This is a genomic window from Lunatibacter salilacus (assembly GCF_009797935.1).
Taxonomy (GTDB): Bacteria; Bacteroidota; Bacteroidia; order Cytophagales; family Cyclobacteriaceae; genus Lunatibacter; species Lunatibacter salilacus.
The window spans coordinates 1-17,317 of sequence record NZ_VOLC01000029.1 but is presented as its reverse complement, the minus strand read 5'-3'; the positions used below and the strand labels follow the sequence as shown (position 1 = coordinate 17,317).

The 17,317-nt window shown below is 43.8% G+C and carries 13 protein-coding genes; 3 read left to right on the top strand and 10 right to left on the bottom strand.

Annotation, left to right across the window (positions count from 1 at the left end; all coding sequences use genetic code 11):
* Positions 1-31: 31 nt before the first annotated feature.
* From FQ608_RS25665 to FQ608_RS25640, 6 genes are all read right to left on the bottom strand, one after another.
* Positions 32-1,165: a hypothetical protein gene (locus FQ608_RS25665; RefSeq protein ID WP_158861359.1), complete on the bottom strand. Its 1,134-nt coding sequence runs from the start codon at positions 1,163-1,165 to the stop codon at positions 32-34.
* Between the two features lie 103 nt (positions 1,166-1,268).
* Positions 1,269-1,475, bottom strand: a complete 207-nt coding sequence (locus tag FQ608_RS25660; RefSeq protein ID WP_158861357.1) for a hypothetical protein — start codon at positions 1,473-1,475, stop codon at positions 1,269-1,271.
* 92 nt (positions 1,476-1,567) lie between these two features.
* Positions 1,568-1,912: a high-potential iron-sulfur protein gene (locus tag FQ608_RS25655; protein ID WP_158861356.1), complete on the bottom strand. Its 345-nt coding sequence runs from the start codon at positions 1,910-1,912 to the stop codon at positions 1,568-1,570.
* 9 nt (positions 1,913-1,921) lie between these two features.
* Positions 1,922-4,030 (bottom strand): PVC-type heme-binding CxxCH protein, encoded by a 2,109-nt coding sequence (locus FQ608_RS25650; protein WP_158861354.1) that lies wholly within the window; start codon positions 4,028-4,030, stop codon positions 1,922-1,924.
* Positions 4,031-4,118: 88 nt separating this feature from the next.
* A complete protein-coding gene (locus FQ608_RS25645; protein ID WP_234364403.1) occupies positions 4,119-6,482 on the bottom strand; it encodes an alpha/beta hydrolase in 2,364 nt (787 codons plus the stop codon).
* 66 nt (positions 6,483-6,548) lie between these two features.
* Positions 6,549-8,939 carry an alpha/beta fold hydrolase gene (locus tag FQ608_RS25640; RefSeq protein WP_158861353.1) on the bottom strand — a complete coding sequence of 797 codons (2,391 nt, stop codon included), beginning with the start codon at positions 8,937-8,939 and terminating at the stop codon, positions 6,549-6,551.
* A 165-nt stretch (positions 8,940-9,104) separates the two neighbouring features.
* On the opposite strand from FQ608_RS25640, the gene FQ608_RS25635 reads away from it, so the two are divergent.
* Positions 9,105-10,523 carry a sugar porter family MFS transporter gene (locus FQ608_RS25635; RefSeq protein WP_158861351.1) on the top strand — a complete coding sequence of 473 codons (1,419 nt, stop codon included), beginning with the start codon at positions 9,105-9,107 and terminating at the stop codon, positions 10,521-10,523.
* Complete coding sequence (locus tag FQ608_RS25630) at positions 10,516-11,067, top strand: CPBP family intramembrane glutamic endopeptidase (protein WP_158861350.1); 552 nt, start codon at positions 10,516-10,518, stop codon at positions 11,065-11,067. Before FQ608_RS25635 ends, FQ608_RS25630 begins: the two co-directional genes overlap by 8 nt.
* A gap of 56 nt (positions 11,068-11,123) precedes the next feature.
* Here FQ608_RS25630 and FQ608_RS25625 read toward each other — a convergent pair whose 3' ends face one another.
* Genes FQ608_RS25625 through FQ608_RS25615 form a run of 3 tightly spaced genes read right to left on the bottom strand, consistent with a single transcriptional unit; the run spans position 11,124 to position 14,970 of the window.
* On the bottom strand, positions 11,124-13,037 hold the full coding sequence (locus FQ608_RS25625; protein WP_158861349.1) for a family 20 glycosylhydrolase: 1,914 nt from the start codon (positions 13,035-13,037) through the stop codon (positions 11,124-11,126).
* Positions 13,038-13,055: 18 nt separating this feature from the next.
* Positions 13,056-13,673 (bottom strand): DUF4230 domain-containing protein, encoded by a 618-nt coding sequence (locus tag FQ608_RS25620; protein ID WP_158861348.1) that lies wholly within the window; start codon positions 13,671-13,673, stop codon positions 13,056-13,058.
* Positions 13,674-13,731: 58 nt separating this feature from the next.
* Positions 13,732-14,970: a hypothetical protein gene (locus FQ608_RS25615; RefSeq protein WP_234364402.1), complete on the bottom strand. Its 1,239-nt coding sequence runs from the start codon at positions 14,968-14,970 to the stop codon at positions 13,732-13,734.
* 186 nt (positions 14,971-15,156) lie between these two features.
* Here FQ608_RS25615 and FQ608_RS25610 point away from each other — a divergent pair, with 186 nt between their 5' ends.
* On the top strand, positions 15,157-16,836 hold the full coding sequence (locus tag FQ608_RS25610) for an AMP-binding protein (RefSeq protein ID WP_158861347.1): 1,680 nt from the start codon (positions 15,157-15,159) through the stop codon (positions 16,834-16,836).
* 172 nt (positions 16,837-17,008) lie between these two features.
* Here FQ608_RS25610 and FQ608_RS27685 read toward each other — a convergent pair.
* Positions 17,009-17,317: hypothetical protein (locus FQ608_RS27685; protein WP_234364401.1), on the bottom strand; the 309-nt coding region annotated here is incomplete at its 5' end.

Sequence of the window (17,317 nt, the reverse complement as noted above, 5' to 3'; positions counted from 1 at the left end):
ATGTTTCTTTCCCTAAAATTCTGCTCTGTGGTTAATCTTTCTTAGTAAGCCTAAACCGATAAATGGTGGGTTTACCACTATTCCCAGCAAATAACTCCTCATTTCGCAGGGCATAAAAATCAACAGCTGGGTCCTCAAACCCTAAAATAGCAGCTACATGCGGTGGCAATGCAATTTCATTTGACCAGCCCCGTTCATTGTGGTATATTTTTAACAAATTTCTCTGCTTGTATTTTAGGTATTTGGGGTTAACGTTTATAAGTGTTTCCATTGTTCCTTTCTCCAGACCTTCACCATACGCCACTGCAAAACCTGAATCAAAAGGAAATACCCCTTCAATTAAACCCGGATACACGCCCTCAAGATTTCCAAGAGGAATGGGCTGTCCGGTCACTTCAATGAATTTGTTGGGATCTAAGGGTATTATAATAGGTTGATCTTCCGTATTGAGTAGGCTATATTCATAAATTAACGGTTCGCTGTCAAAAGCTAAATAAAGGCGATCACCCAAGATTGATACATGTAAATAAGGATCTTCAAAATACAGGTCTTGATTAAATTTACTATCCGGAGATAATTTTAGCACAGAAGTCAATTCATGAGTTGCCAAGGATATCATTTCGAGTAAATGGCTTTTTTTAAAATACCCTTTATCAAGCGGGTTTTCTCCATTTCTCCCAGGATAATAGACATATACATCCTTACCAACCATATCCAAGCTTTTAATATTACTTCTTAGGTTTGGAGAAACTGACGCAAATGGAAAGATGACTTTTTCCACCAACTTCAGGCTGTCGTTCAAAATTGCGATTTCTCCATTCAGTGTTTGAAGCAGGATTTTTCCGTTCGGTTTCATTTTCATTCCAGAAATGTACCCTAAGGAATTGGGTCCCTCCAATGGAAGGAATTCTTGTCGGAGAATCGAGCCACTAGTGTCAAATAGGACGAGAGACCCTTCTCTGAAATTGTAAAATATTCCCCGTGTACCCTGAAATGCGGCCACATGAATTTCCGAAGAATAGTCAACCTGAAAAGAATCCACCAATAAAAGATCATATTCTTCAGCGAAGAAAGGTTGGGACTGCGGCCCACTACAGGAAAAAATAGCTAGTGGGAAGAAAATTACGAATATTGGAAGAAGTGAGCGAAATGGTGATTTTATCATGCGTAAAAGTACACTACCTTCATTCTTTTTTCAACATGAAATGAAAATAAGTAAAAGCAAAAGCAAAAGCAACAAATTCCGTCCGATACCAAACACACAAGATCTATTGATCTTCGTACCAGCGATCCTCAAATGTATAAGCACTGTCGGCATCAGCTGTCAACACACTGTACACCATCCAAATCATCACAATCGGGGAGATTGAGAATAGAAAGAGAATCAGCCCGGTATTTAAATTGGTAAATAGTACAGTCAAATAGATAATCAAAAATCCCGTGGTAGCAAATACAGGAAAGAGGTAGTTTTTCATAACTTAGTCAAGATGGACCTTATATAAGATACAAATAACTTGCCAAATTGTTTATACAGGCCAACTGATCAGTTACTTAAGATGCTACATATTTAAACACCTTCTATTCTCGGAGCCCAATACGTACAGTAGGCTTTTTCTTTTACGGGTCCCTTAAACAACTGGCAGCCTCCACATTTCCTCTCGGGGGTAGGGGGTAAATACAATTGGCAATTGTCGCAGGTATTGTCATCGATCGGGGTTTCTTCCACATACCCCAACTGTTTTCGCTTGTTAATCTCTTCTTCGGGAAGGCCTTCCAAGTCATCGCATGAAGTAACACCGGCCAGATCATAGGATGAACTTTTTTCGCTCCCACAACTAATAGCCAATAACCCTCCACCAATTCCTAATACAGTACCGGAAAATAATTTCCGAATCGTCTCTCTTCTATTCATCTCAACTAGTTACAACAGTGACACCAACTTATCTAAATTTTTATCAGCCTCTTCCGTAGAGGAAGCGATGGATTCCAAGAGAACTTTGAGTTCTGGATTTTCATCTGTGTGGCGCTTCAGTCCCTTGGCAATTCCATTGAGGCTTAAAGTTTGCCACGTTTTGGCATGTGGAAGGCTTGGTTGGGTAAGTAAGGCGATTAATTTCTCTATCTCTGCTTTGTCACCTTTGGCTCCTATAATGTGTGCAAATTCACTGATAAATTCTTTTTGCCAGGTACCTTCATTGGAGAAGAAATTTGCCTTCTCATTTAATACAGACAGTAAGCGAACATCATCACCTACCGCCGAACTCAATATAGCCATTCGAAACCATTTGTCTTCTCCTCGCAGGTTAAGTTGTTCGCCAAGGGTGGTAATAGTTGCTTCATCCGAAAATCGTCCTAAACTGAGAATTGCCTGCATGGCGATTATAGGGTTGCTGTCACCAGTTAGGTTCATCAATTCCTTTTTAAAATCGGTATGCTGTTCAGCCAATCTGATTGCGTGTTTTTTGACTTCCGCATGGGTGTCGTTAAGAGCTTTTTTTATCACAGAAACATTCAACTGTTTCATCCCGTCCAACACATACATGGCGTGAAGCCTTGCCCTTGGATCGGAATGGTCTGTGGCCATTTTCTCCACAGCCGATGAAATATTCAGATCAGGCTTTTCCAACAACAGACGCTGGGCATTGAGCCTATACCAGCCGTTTGGATGGGCTAGAAATTCCACGAGCTCGGAAGCTGCTTTTGTGGACAGATCTACGGCTGCGCTTTTACGGTTGGTTTCATTCTTAGGACGAATTCGATAAATTCTACCGTGATTCTCACCGGCATAAAAGTCCATGTCTTCCTTCAGATCATCGGGTATGGAGACAGGGGTTTCTATATGTTGGCGATAATAATCGACCACATAGAGATATCCGTCTGGACCCACGGTGAAGTTAGTTGGTCTAAACCAGGGATCCCTAGAAGCCAAAAACTCCCGATCCAGCTCCTCGGGAGCACGTTTAGCTATGAAAACTGGTTTTTCGGAATCCCTCACTAACACATCTCTATGAATCAGATTACCGGCAACATCTCCCGTAAACACATGCCCGTAAAATGCTTCGGGAAAGGCATCTCCGTTATAAACCGTACCCCCAGATGCTCCGGTAAAGTATTTGTCGGCATGTTCTACCCGATCAAGGTTTTGCTCCTGATATTGGATGTTTCTTCTACGCGTTCGTTCCGCCCGCCAATAGGGTGGTGGAGTTAGCTGGAACATGTCAAAATCATGGTCGGAGATGTTGGCGTTAACATTCATGGTGGATTGATGAAGGTTTCTTTCCAAATACCTCCTAGGAATCACCGCTTGCTGGATATGAAGCGTATTTTGGGTGAAAAATTTATTGTTCCAATCATCCAGTGTATGCCCAAACTGAGCCGTCCCGCTTTCAAGTTCAAACTGGTCGGTATCCAACCGGAATCGGAAATCTGCTCCCCGCATATCCAACGTACCTGCCTCCGGCTTTTTGGTATAAGTGACTTCTCCCGCCTGTCCGTTGTTTGCCGCATAGATCCAATTGTCGATTCCAAAGCGTAAATTGGTAATCTGGGCTTCCGAATTGTTTTCGAAAAAACCTTCAAACAGCACCTCTTTTACATCCGCCTTGTTGTCACCGTTGGTGTCTTTTAGGTAATAGATATGTGGCGCAGATGTAACGATCAGTCCCCCTTTCCAAGGTTGCAGGCTGGTGGCATCCGGCAATCCGTCCGCAAAAATCACGGATTCGTCTACGATGCCGTCACCGTCGTTATCATGAAGCAGTCGGATTCTTCCCCTTCCTTGCCCTGGTTCCGGCTTATAGGGATAATCCGGCATCTCGACGACAAACGCTCTACCTTTCTCGTCAAAAACCATCTCAACAGGATCCCACACGTGTGGTTCTGCCGCAAAAACCTCGATCACAAAATCTTCATGTAAATCAAAAGTTTCGATGGAATCTTCGGGGCTGAGCGGTTGGGCGTACCTGTTTTCAGTACAGGCTGCTGAAATTGCCAGAATTGCAAATAGAAGGGAGACTTTAGATGAATGCATGTATAATTATTTTATCTTTCAAAACTATTTATTAATTTTCATCAAAAATGATTTTGGCCAAATTATTTACAGAATTTGATATTAACGGTCATGGATTTTGATGAATAGATGGGGAAAATCCCAAATGCTCGTCAAGGAAGGAATAAGCTTCTGTTCGTGTTTCCAATGGGAAATCATGACCAGCCTCCGGATATCGGACTTGCAAGTTTTCTTGAACACCCAGGTATTTGTAGACGGGCTCCACGATTTTAATACCAGCTTTTACCCCCTTTATATTAAAATTTCCATCCCCGGTGGGGGAGTTGGAGAAAAATGCACGGGGAGCTAAGCTGGCAATGATATCCGGAAAATCAAAGGGAATATTTTTGTCAGGCATGTAATTTTTGATAGCAGGCATGTAACGATCCTGTGCCCAAGGCCCCAGTCGACCCCCGTAGCGTTTGGCTGCCTCTTCTCCGATATTGTAAAAGTCAAAAGGTGTCCACCCGCAGCTGCTCACCACAGCCTTAATCCGGTCATCAAAAGCAGCCACAAATAGCGCATTGTGCCCTCCTAGTGAATGTCCAATTACGCCGATTCTCTCCGGATCCACCATAGGGAGATCTTGAAGAATATCCACACTACGCATATGGTTCCAGATTCCCAAAAGGGTGCCGGATTCGAACCCATCAGAACTAAAATCATGGTCAATCAGGTCACCGTAACTTGGGTAATCCGGAGCAATGGCTACATAGCCCCGTTCCGCCAGTTCTCGCGCAACAGCCCGATTTTCCAGTGAGGTCTGACCGTCCACAATCCGTTTTCCCGGATCTCCGGTACTGTGAAGTACTAACATGCCAGGCAATTTCTTTTGAGTCAATTTGTGGGGAAGGTAAAGAAAAGCATACCCGGTGATGTTCTTAAATGATTCATAGCTAACCGTATATTTGGTAAAATTAACTTCAACCAAGGTATCCAAATAAGTGAGGATCGGAGCAGGTAGGCCGTCTCTGGAAGGAAGCTTGCCCATAACTTTCTGCATCGAATCCCTAACTGATTCTTTACTCACCTCCCATTCCCCCAGATTGGTGACAGCCTCGGGTTCGCTGTCTGTAGTAGTAATAGTAAGCAGGGGATGGGAAGGAAGGGGCCTGACAGGTGTATGGGAAAGTAATGTCTCGATAGTCGCCATGACCTGCTTTTCCGCGTCTGCAGTAACCGGACTAGTGATGATTTCGTAGCCGCCTTCCTCATAAGCTTTGGCAGTTCCAATATAAAATGGACCGTAATCCCCATAAGCGGCCAAATGAACAGATAGATCAGCATTAAAAGACTTTGCGGCCAATTGATATTCCACGAAAAGCTCACCGGGTAGGTGAAGAATTCGTTCATCCCCTAAATAGAGGCAACCCACTGGTATGGTTTTCCCCATTTCCCAACGGTCCTTCCAGGCGAGTTTTTGAACATTGTTCGTTTTCCAACGCATGTCTTTGTCTTTTATCTCTTCACGGATACTTTCGACCTGAGGTGCTGGGGATAATTCAAGCGGAAGCGCTCGCCAATCCACGGTATTGGGGTCAAGAGGAGTTTTGACTGTCGCTTCCCATGCTTTTTGCATGCCATCTGCAAGACGTTGGGCAAGAATAACACGGTTTTCTTTGCCTCCATCGTTATATTTTCCCGCGGTCACATTTGCGCCAGCACCGTTGAAATGCACATGAAGTGCATCTGGAACTTCCAATTGCCGCATATAACGTGCTATTCCCGGGAAATCCGGATTGGCTACTCGGGTGAGGTAATAGCTTTGGGGGTGAACGGCGTAGTAGCTAAGTACAGCCAAAGGATCCTCTCCGTTCCAAAAGCTTACCAAGGACACCTCAGGATCTATAAGTCCTTCGGGATAGGCTCTGATTTTCTCATCCTTGGTTGCTGAAGTTCGGGAATATTGGATCTTTCCATCAGGACCGGGAATTCTTCTGTTTGACGCTACCTGCATGACCTCCGCCTTGCCAGTGCCGATATGGGTTACAGGGATTGCCTGTTGGATGGAGGATTTTACAACGGCGGCGAGGTTTTGGATGAATTTCTTCTGATAGGAACTTTCAAAAGCACCGGGATCCAGTCCTGCTTCTTTTAAAATCCGCTCAGCTCCGAAGTCGCTGATAGGCGCATCGTGTTGGTGCACCGTGTGGATAGCTACCCGGTCTGCAAGGGTACCGACAGCGTCGGCCAATGCATTTTTAAATGCATCCTGGCTCTCATTGCCAATTCCAATCCAATCAATGGCACAGAGAACAATTGGAAGGCCACTTCCTGTCAAGACTATTCCCCTTGCCCTCAAGCCTAGCTCACCAGCTTTTTCCATTGGATCATAGGCCAACATACTGCCCACGGGAGGCGTTGCATCCATATCAAAGGTGGCCAGGTAAATTACAGGGGGCTCGCTAGCTTTTTCTCCGCTCGGTAGTTCCATTGGAGATACCAAACTAAAAATTCCATGAAGCAGGAACGCAAATTTATAAATAACTGGAAGCGGCATCTATTTGTGTAAGTTGGTTTGTTCAGAAACCCAATTGACCAGCATCAGGTGCTGATCTCTGGTAAATCGGTTGTAACTTTTTGGGGTATAATGGGAAATATTATCCAATGCACTCCATGCTTGGTAAACCGACTTAGCAGTTGAAACGTTTGCTGTAACAGCTGCAAAATCGGCATGCCGGTCTAGGCTAGGGGAAATAACGAGGAGGGGCTTAGGTACTATTATGGATAGTATTTCCGCAAAATCCACAGGAATTCGAGCTTCCTGTCCCTCGAACAGTCCCAACTTGGGAATTAACCCATATTGGTGGGCCAAACCCCTGTTTCCTTCGTAAGACGCATCAGCCGTCCAAGCCCTCCATGGGGTGAATGCTGCGGAAACCGCTACTCCGGCTACCTGGTCTTCAAGAGCCGCTGTAAGTAAGCTTACCGTACCCCCAAGTGCATATCCACCCAGAAAAACCTGATCAGAATCGACAAAGTCAAGGTCCTTGAGCGCATGTATCGCTGCCCGGGTATCTTGCACCATTTTTCCCATTTTTGACCATTCCGGATAGCGGTCATAAAATAACGACCCCTCTTCTATTCGGCTGCCATATCCCAATAGATCCATGACCATCACTGCGACACCTTTTTCCAGAAAATCCTGAATTAAAGGTGTAAGTCCTGCATCAAACCCGGTGTTCACGAATTTGTGGGACCAAATGACAATAGGAAGCTTCCCCGAAGCGGGAAGTTTTAACTGGCCACTTTGATCAGTGGGATAGTAGATGGCGCCATGTTGATAATCTCCCAAGGCATTATATGGAGCGATGTTTTTTCGGGCACCATTTTTAGGTTCAGGCCGCTGTATGAGCTGGTCCATGTAATCAGCCTTATTGCTTATTTCTTCTATGGGACGGGCCAAAATACCCGGAGGAGTTTCTCCGAGGACCCAGGTAAGGTGGTTACGAATGACTTCTTTTTTTGAAGTCCATTGGGTTGCGGAAAGATTGCCGGAGCTAACCATAGCATTCATACCTCCATTTAAGTTTTTTACGGGGAAATCTTCCAAATTCGGCAAGCTACTAAGGTTGCCCTTCCACAATTCAAAATCAAAGTCATAATATGTCTTGTCCTGCCATGGAAGGTTTTTTCGGTTAAACTGAATATCTAACCAATCGACATAAGATTCGATATCTCTTGCGGACAAACTGTGCCCTCCATCCCGAAACAAAAGACCTACTTTTCCCGAAACCCCAAAAGTACTGTAAACTTGTTTTAAAGATTTGAAATTTTGTTCAATAGCCCAGGGGTCCCCTCCGCCCGCCTCCCTGATGGAGGAACTCAAAAGCAATGAATTGGGGGCAATTAAGGCCATCAAAGAATTTTGATCAATGGGTATTTTGTGCTCCCTTCCATTGTAAAACCTCAGTCGTGGATGAAACCATTGGGGCCTTATGGAATTTAGGTAATCAATCGATTCATTCTCGTGCCGCTCATCGGTATATCGGTATGGGATTTCTCCGCCAGTACCTCCGCTGCTGCTAATTACAGCCGCGATCCTTGAGTCAAAAGCAGCTGCGAATAAGGAAAGTTTTGCATTTCTAGAATGACCCGTAAGGGCTATTTTCCTATTATCCACTTGGGGCAATTCATATAAATAATCTACCGCCCGCATCGCTCCCCAAGCTCTGGTCATCAGTGCTGTCCAGTCGTACCCGGGATACACTTCCTGATAATGAATGGTATCATCCAAGTCATCGGCACCGGCATAAATGACGCCCATATATCCCCTCCGAACTGCAACCTGTACCCATCCGCGGTGGTTCCACTGGGTTAAGAATACCGGGAAAGGTCCGTCTCCCGGAGGTGTATATACTTCCAATGTCAATTTCGCCTTTTCATGCGACCCCCATTTTAACATAATCCGCTGGATCAGGACGTCATTTTCCATTCGCTCCTCCAATACACTGGAGGTCAGGTCCTGGGGAGGATCCGGAAAGGTACCTGATAGCAATTCCTTGACCTGACCTTGAATCCAATTTCTCTTTTGATTCCATTGAGCGGTGGTCGTGATGGGGATGTTTTGACCACCTTCATCCCAAATCATCGGATTTGGCAAATAGGGAAGGTCAGGCATTTGATCGAAAATAGGAGGGAGTTCCCCGGTCCGTTGCTGCCAGGCATCCCAGGTACTGTCCTGATAACTTAATCTCACAAAGGAGGCATATACATTTCTAGGCCTTTGAGCGGGAGTTGGATGGGGTCGGTTCAATTCCTGCAATTCTTTCAAATAGTCGTTTCTGTTTAGTTCTCCGGAATTTTGTGCAAACGCACCTTCACCGCTGATCCAAAATAGAGCAGCAAATGCGATAGAATTAAAGGTTGTACAAAGTAATTTATAGATCATCTGAATGCAGCGAATTGAATCAATCAATTTCCCAAGTTAATTTAAAATCCGTTTATATGGGTTGGAATGAGCTCTTTTTTTGATAATTGGTATTAACTGGGCCTTCTACGCAAAATAATTCAAAGATTTGCTTATTTTTCGGCCTGACATTAATTTCTATAAATTTTGAAGAATTCCGGCAATCAGTTAACATACTTGGTTTTTTTATCCTCCGTAGCCGCCTTGGGAGGTTTTTTGTTTGGATATGACACGGCAGTTATCTCCGGCACCATAGGACAGGTGACACGGCAATTTGAGTTGGATGTGCTGCAACAGGGGTGGTATGTGGGCTGTGCGCTAATAGGATCGATAGTTGGTGTCAGTATAGCGGGCATTCTCAGCGACAAATTTGGACGGAAAAAGGTGATGTTGCTCGCGGCCTCCTTGTTTACTGTTTCTGCAATAGGCTGTGCCATTTCCCAAGGGATCACTGAACTTATCGTCTACCGAATCGTGGGAGGTGCGGGTATAGGAATGGTTTCCATCATTTCTCCGATGTATATTTCAGAAATTGCCTTGTCCCGATATCGGGGTAGCTTAGTGTCCCTGTATCAACTAGCCATTACTGTTGGTTTTTTGGGAGCCTACTTGGTCAACTTCCAATTGCTTGCTTTGTCATCAACGATTTCCTATGATTCCCCCGCCTGGGTTGTTTGGATATTTAAAGATGAAGTGTGGAGGGCGATGCTGGGAATGGAATTTGTTCCAGCCATGCTTTTCTTCGGAGCGATATTTTTTATTCCAGAAAGCCCCAGATGGTTATTGGTCAATGCCAAGGAAGCCAAAGCCCGGGTTGTGTTTTCCCGTATTTATGCATCCGCAGCCGAAATACAATTGAGAATAGATGACGTCTATACTTCCATCAAAAATACTAGAGGCCAAGATTGGAAGGTGATTTTTCAACCGCTTATCAGGCGACCAATTCTAATTGGTGTAGCCATAGCCATCCTAGGTCAATTTATGGGTGTCAATGCCGTATTGTATTACGGTCCCACAATTTTCGAGCAAGCCGGCTTAACTTCCGGGGATGCGCTTTTTTATCAGGTGTGGGTAGGGTTGGTGAATGTACTTACTACCGTTATCGCTTTGTTCATTATAGATAGGGTAGGCAGAAAAAGTCTTGTCTACTTTGGCGTAACAGGAATGATTTTGACGCTGATTTGTATAGGGATTTACTTTGTGCAGGGAGAAAATTGGGGACTGTCTTCCAGTTGGTTGCTGGTGTTGTTTTTGGGGTATATATTCTTTACGGCTATTTCTATATCAGCGGTCATCTTCGTTCTACTTTCCGAGATGTATCCAAACAAAATCCGTGGTGTTGCCATGTCGATTGCCGGCTTATCCTTGTGGGTAGGAACCTACCTTATAGGTCAACTAACACCCTGGCTATTGGAAAATCTCAGCCCTGCGGGAACCTTCTTTCTATTTGCGCTGATGTGCCTACCGTATATGTATATCATTTGGAAGATGATTCCTGAGACCGCCGGAAAAACATTGGAAGAGATCGAGAAATTCTGGATGGAAAGGAAGGATAACGATGCCTAAGCGTCTTTTTTTATTAGGTGTAGGCACCTTGGTGGTTTTTGGAGGCTTGGGAATTATTCTGGTTGAATTGTTTCAGGAGATTGATTTCATTTCTATGTTGAATCGGGGATTGCCATTTAGTTGGCAGGTGGGAGCGGGGATTGTAGTGGGCGGAATCGCTGCCGGTTTGGCATTGGTGATCATTACCAGAGATTTTTTCAAAGATCAATTGGCCTTTTACCAAAACTTGATACAATCATTCACCTGGACGCAGGGCAGCATTATTTTTGTTTCCTTTTGTGCCGGTGTAGGGGAGGAGTTGTTTTTTAGGGCTGGTATTCAGCCTTTTTTGGGAATTGGCTGGACATCTGTCTTGTTTGTTGCCATACACGGGTATCTAAACCCCAGTAATTGGAGGATCAGTATCTATGGCGTATGTATGGTTGGGATTATCGCAGGATTCGGTCTCTTATTTGAAAAGTGGGGAATCGTTACCGTCATGGTGGCCCACATGGTATTTGACTGGGTGTTGCTAACATTTCTTACCCGAAGATCTTCGGAATGAGTAAAAAAATACCCGGAAATTGTAGTTTCCGGGTTTAAAATATGCTGCAAAACTTCCTATGGGCGATTGATTTCAACCGAAAACTGGTTGCTGCTTCGCCCCTTTGGCGTAACCACCGTATAGTTTAAGGTTAAAGGATCCTGATCTTGTCCCGGAATTGGAGCGAGAAATGGTCCTGTATACAGATTTGAGGTCTGATCGGCCTTGTGTCCGTCTAAGGTGTAATAAACTTTAGACTGCGCCACCAAAGGAACAATATTTACTAGATGTCGGCCTGATGCTTCATCTTTGGAGATTTGCACCTGAGCCTCCGGAATTCTGTAAAATACATCCATCTCTTCCAACTCTTTCAAACGGGAGGGAAGTCTCTCCTGGGAAAATTCTTCGAAGTTTTTTTCTTCCCGATCCATCCACGCCACCTCTGCCAAGGCAAGTGCTCTTGGAAAAAGAAAATACTCCATTTTATTGATGGTAGGGATATATTCGGTCCAAAGATTGGCTTGTACACCCAAGACATATTTCCGCTCATCTACATTCAGCGTATCCGGTACTGGAGAATAGCTATACACTTTTTCCAAAGGCAAAAATCCTCCAATCGCCAAAGGTTCCGTAGTTTTATCAGCCGCCTGATAATGGTCAAAGTAAAGATGGCTGTTCGGAGTCATAATTACGTCGTGTCCCATTTTTGCGGCAGCAATCCCGCCTTTTTCCCCTCTCCAACTCATTACGGTAGCATTGGGTGCCAAGCCCCCTTCCAGAATTTCATCCCAGCCTATCAGCTTGCGTCCGTTTTTATTCAAGAACTTCTCTATTCTCCGAATGAAGAAACTCTGAAGCTCATGTTCATCAGCCAGCTTTTCCTTTTTGATGACTTTTTGCGCAATGTCTGAGGTCATCCAGTGGTCCTTTGGGACTTCATCACCCCCAATGTGGATATATTCGCTGGGGAAAATATCCATAACCTCTGTCAAAACATCTTCCAAAAAACCATAGGCCTTTTCCGTAGGTCCATAAATGTTATAATGCACCCCCCAATAGCCTGGAACCGCCTGACTTAAATCGTTGTCATGGGGTTCACCCTTATCGTTAACTGCAGCGATACTTCCCGGAAGTGCTTTTCCGTCTTTTACTTCAAAACTCCCAAATTCAGGATAGGCAGCCAATACCGCCGAACTGTGCCCCGGAAGCTCAATCTCCGGAATCACGGTAATCTGCCGATCGGCGGCATAGCGAACGATATCCTTTGCCTCCTCCTGGGTATAATAACCTCCATGGGGCTTTCCATCATAAATAAATGGCTTAAAGTCGTAATATTGGCCGATAATGGTGGAGTCCCTCCAGGCACTGACCTGCGTGAGTTTAGGATACTTTTTGATTTCCAGTCTCCAGCCCTGGTCTTCGGTAAGGTGCCAATGCATGCGGTTGAACTTGAAATAGGCCATCAAGTCAAGCATTTTTTTGATCTGGTCAGTGGTGAAAAAATGGCGGGATACATCCAACATAATTCCCCTGTAGCCAAATGCGGGTTCATCCTCAATGGCTAAAACAGGCACCTGAAGACTCCCATCCTTATTTTTTATCAGCTGAAGAAGAGACTGCAGACCATAGAAGAGGCCAGCTTTATTCCCTGTAATGATGATTTTATCTGTTTCTACTTCAAGCGAATAACCTTCTTCGGAGGCGAAATTTTCCGATTCCTCCAAAACTATCGTCTTACCTGGGAGTGCTATCAGAGAAGTTTTGAGGGTTAAGCCATGGCGGGCATGGAGAAACTGATTGAAGAGGGCTGCGGACTTTCTGGCATCTTCGCTAACCGCAATAATTGGGGTGCCGGCACTTAGCTCAAAATGACCGCTGCCCATAGAGACGCTTTTGGGGGCGGGAATGATTGAAATTTTCTGTTGCTGGGCAACCACGAATCCATGTACGGAAAAAAGAATTCCCGCAAACAATGCTAAAACTTTGTTCATGCGTATAATTTATGTTAGTTATTTTAATTCCAGCGAGTTAAGTTCTTCAACACTTTCAATAATACCCTCCTCATAGGTAAGTGTCCAACCCATACTTTGGGTGAGAATGTAGATTTTCGCAAGTTCACTCAACAGCCTTTCCTTGGCATTTGCCTTTAGGTTGGATTCTTGAATCTTTTTCTCCATGAGTTGGTTCACTGAGCTCTTAATCTTATTATAGTCTTTTGCTTCAAATTTATTAAAATAATCTTGCGTGACATCATAATACTCAATATCCGGATAGATATTTAACTCAGGAGGAGGGATTTTCAGGATTCGCACTGTCTTGGCGGCTTCATCAATTTCAGTCTGAATTTGACGGAGGTCATAGCCAACAGTTACCTTCGCATTTACGATTACAAGAGCCTTCTTGTTGGCGGAAAAAATATCAAAATAATTTTTGCGTGTATTCTTGTAACTTACAACTTGGGAAAAATTCCCTTCGGTTACTACTAGTTTCCCTACCTGGGTGATCTGTTGTTGGATAAGCGCGGTGTTATATCTAAGTTCTTGAGTTTCTTGGTTTTTGTTAGTGATAAAATAGACGGCTAATACAATCACTAAGGTAAGGATGACACCGGCAATGAATCGATACATGGATGAGTGGTTAAACACCCCCGGTAGCTATTCTACCGGGGGATAGAGATTAATTAAATCAATAAACCTTGTACATTTTTGTGGCCGAATTGATATAGTCAAGTGGACTAAAAGTTTTGTCAAAGGAATTTTGAAGACTAAGCAGTTTGGTTTCTAGCTCGACAATCCTGTTGCCCATATATTGGCTGTTTTTATATTTTACAATAAGGTCATTGTATTTGCCGATGTTTTCGCTTATGCGAAAGGTAATCGTGCCAAACCTTATTTTTAGGGATTGAATCTCGCTCATTTCGTAATAGAATGTGTTTTTCCAATTTTTAGGGTTTTGATTTTTTTCTTCCGTTACTTTTCGGCTAATGGTTTCGGTTAATTCATTCAGGTACTGATACCGTCTGTTAGCGTCGTTTTCCAAGGTAAATCTTCTGTCAAATTCCGCACGGTTGATCCCTAAAATACCCAGATTTTTCTCCAAATTAGACTCGTAAAGGCTCTTAAGTTCTTCCAATTCCACATTAATGGCCTCCCATTCCGTTTCTACCAAATCTTTGTCATTGGTGAATTGTCCGATTTCCGTTACCAGCTCGAACATTTTTTGACTTCTATCCCGCAGATCCTGTGTTTTTTTATTTGAACCCAAATTGTCCACGTAGGTGGACATACCCATAAAAAGTGTTTGGCTGAACGTGCCAAAAATTGGCGTTCCGGCGGATAAGCTTCCAGTAAGGTTCATCAAATTGGAAACTACACCCAAGGTGGCATTACTTTTTTCGTTCTCTTTTACGTACGACTGAAATCCTTTGTACCAGTCATTGAACCCCGGATATTGGGTGGGGTTGCCTATATTATTAAGCGTAGTGAAAAATTCCCTGGCAGTATTAAAAAGAATCAGCGGTTTTAATTCCCGCTCCATGGAGACCAGGTTGATAATTGCGGATTGGTAATTGCCTTTGTAGATGTTGAGTTCGGATTCTTTTTCAGCTTGTTGGAAATCCTCTATTAACTTCACTCGCTCTACCAGCTTGTCAACCAGTTGCCTTTCGTTGGTAGTTGCTTCCATGGATTGGTCCAACATTTGTATTCGCATGTCAAGGTCAGAAAGCTTGGTGCCCAAATTGTTGTTGAGGGAATCCGTTTTTAACTCAATACTTTTTAGCAGGCTTTGTTTCAACGAATTTTCGATTGAAATTGCCAGAGAATCCTGCTGCTGGCCAAATATATGGTAGGGAGACATAAAGACTCCTGCCATTACAAGAAAGATTATGATTTTTCGATACATTGGATCATTAATTTTTATCATGATATGCCAAATTTATGCCACTTTCATCCACACTTCCAAGAACTATTGTATTGAACGGCGCACAAGTGCGGTTGAATATAAAAAAAGAGGGGTTTAAATTTTTATAAGTTTGAATCTTTAATATCTTAGTACTTTAAGATCCTGACTATATCATCCAAAAATAACATAAACTCAAAACTAATCAACATGCAAGATTTTCCATGGTTTAAATTCTATCCTAGTTCTGTACCTAAGGAAGTAGATGTCCAAGCCTTTGACAGTGTGGTAGACCTCTTCGAAGAGAGCATACTAAAGTATGGGGATGCAGTGGCGTATGAATGTATGGGAAAGACTATTTCCTTTTCCGAACTGGATCAGCTTTCCAAAGACTTTGCCGCTTTTTTGCAACATGATCTTATGTTGAAAAAAGGGGACAGGATTGCCATTCAAATGCCGAATTTACTGCAATACCCCATCGCAATGTTCGGTGCCCTCCGGGCAGGCTTGGTGGTGGTCAATACTAACCCCCTGTATACTTCCAGGGAGATGAAACACCAGTTCACCGATTCCGGGATTTCAGCGGTCGTGATTTTGGCGAATTTCGCCAGTAACCTTCAGAAAATCCGCCAGGAAATACCCGCCAAACACATCATTGTTACCGAAATCGGTGACTTATTGGGCGGACTGAAAGGGGGGATTGTCAACTTTGTGGTCAAGTACATCAAGAAGATGGTACCTGCGTATGACTTGCCGGGAATTCATACCTTTAAAGGTGCTATGGCCTCCGGCGCAGGCAAAAAATTCACCCGAGAAAAAATTGTTCAGGCTGACCTGGCCTATCTTCAATATACCGGAGGAACCACTGGCGTTTCTAAAGGAGCTGAACTGACCCACGGGAATATTGTTGCCAACATGCAGCAAATTTCCGCATGGATGAAACCAAAATTGAGGGAGAGGGAAGAAGTTGTAATTACCGCATTACCCCTGTACCATATCTTTGCGCTGACCGTCAACTGCCTTGCAATGTTTAAGATAGGCGCCCACAATGTCCTTATCACTAATCCGCGGGATATGCCGGCATTTTGCAAGGAATTAAAAAAGCATAAATTCAGTGTTTTTACTGGAGTAAATACATTGTTTAATGGGCTGCTAAACCAAGAGGCTTTCCGTGCGCTGGATTTCAGTTCACTCAAAATCGCCGTAGGCGGAGGGATGGCGGTTCAGCGCTCCGTAGCCGAACGCTGGCAAAAGGTTACCGGAACTCCTTTGGCAGAAGGGTATGGTCTTACGGAGACCTCTCCCGTTGCAACTTGCAATCCCATAGACGGAACTGAAAGGTTGGGGACAATAGGGATGCCCTTGCCTAACACAGATGTAAAAATTGTTGATGAAGAGGAAAATGATGTTGTTTTGGGCGAAAAGGGGGAACTCTGTATCAAAGGACCACAGGTAATGCGCGGATACTGGAACCGGCCTGAGGAGACATCCAAAGTTTTAATGGGCGAGTGGCTGAAGACTGGCGACATTGCCACAATGGATGGAGACGGATTTCTAAAAATTGTAGACCGTAAAAAGGAAATGATTTTGGTGTCCGGTTTCAATGTTTACCCCAATGAAGTTGAGGAAGCCATTGCCAGTCATGACAAGGTCAATGAGGTTGGGGTGATCGGAATACCGGATGATAAATCGACTGAAAAGGTAGTGGCTTATGTAGTGGCCAATGACAAATCCGTCACGGCCGAAGAACTGATTGCTTATTCCCGGGAAAACCTTACCAGCTATAAGGTACCTAAAGAAGTATATTTTGTGGATGAATTACCCAAATCAAATGTTGGAAAGATCCTCAGACGGGTTATCAAAGAAAATCATGAAAAAAAATGGGGGTAACTCCTCAAATCAAAAAAACAGGTTGAACAGGAAATAGTATTTCCCGTTCAACCTGTTTTTTTGATTTGATTTAGAATATTGATGTATTTTAATGGTGCATCATATTTGTATAAAGAATACCCGCTAATCTGTGTTCTTTTTTGCCTGCAACAAGGATAGTCCACAGAACTTTTTACCAAAAAGCCGGGACAAGTTCCGCGGGAGATTGTTTCCCGCAGATTGCGCAGATAAGCGCAGAAAAAGGTCGGAGATTGTAATATGCACAAACTAGCGCAAAAAAAAATCCGCGAAGATCAGCGAGATCCGCGGGAGATTGTATCCCGCAGATTGCGCAGATAAGCGCAGAAAAAGGTCGGAGATTGTAATATGCACAAACTAGCGCAAAAAAAAATCCGCGAAGATCAGCGAGATCCGCGGGAGATTGTATCCCGCAGATTGCGCAGATAAGCGCAGAAAAAGGGAGGAGATTGTTATTTGCACG

What these genes read in the sequence shown, in the direction of transcription:
- FQ608_RS25615 (WP_234364402.1), bottom strand. Translation starts at nt 14,970, where the DNA reads ATGATAAAAATTAATGATCCAATGTATCGAAAAATCATAATCTTTCTT.
- FQ608_RS25655 (WP_158861356.1), bottom strand. Translation starts at nt 1,912, where the DNA reads ATGAATAGAAGAGAGACGATTCGGAAATTATTTTCCGGTACTGTATTA.
- FQ608_RS25620 (WP_158861348.1), bottom strand. Translation starts at nt 13,673, where the DNA reads ATGTATCGATTCATTGCCGGTGTCATCCTTACCTTAGTGATTGTATTA.
- FQ608_RS25665 (WP_158861359.1), bottom strand. Translation starts at nt 1,165, where the DNA reads ATGATAAAATCACCATTTCGCTCACTTCTTCCAATATTCGTAATTTTC.
- FQ608_RS25630 (WP_158861350.1), top strand. Translation starts at nt 10,516, where the DNA reads ATGCCTAAGCGTCTTTTTTTATTAGGTGTAGGCACCTTGGTGGTTTTT.
- FQ608_RS25645 (WP_234364403.1), bottom strand. Translation starts at nt 6,482, where the DNA reads ATGGAACTACCGAGCGGAGAAAAAGCTAGCGAGCCCCCTGTAATTTAC.
- FQ608_RS25625 (WP_158861349.1), bottom strand. Translation starts at nt 13,037, where the DNA reads ATGAACAAAGTTTTAGCATTGTTTGCGGGAATTCTTTTTTCCGTACAT.
- FQ608_RS25640 (WP_158861353.1), bottom strand. Translation starts at nt 8,939, where the DNA reads ATGATCTATAAATTACTTTGTACAACCTTTAATTCTATCGCATTTGCT.
- FQ608_RS25650 (WP_158861354.1), bottom strand. Translation starts at nt 4,030, where the DNA reads ATGCATTCATCTAAAGTCTCCCTTCTATTTGCAATTCTGGCAATTTCA.
- FQ608_RS25610 (WP_158861347.1), top strand. Translation starts at nt 15,157, where the DNA reads ATGCAAGATTTTCCATGGTTTAAATTCTATCCTAGTTCTGTACCTAAG.
- FQ608_RS25660 (WP_158861357.1), bottom strand. Translation starts at nt 1,475, where the DNA reads ATGAAAAACTACCTCTTTCCTGTATTTGCTACCACGGGATTTTTGATT.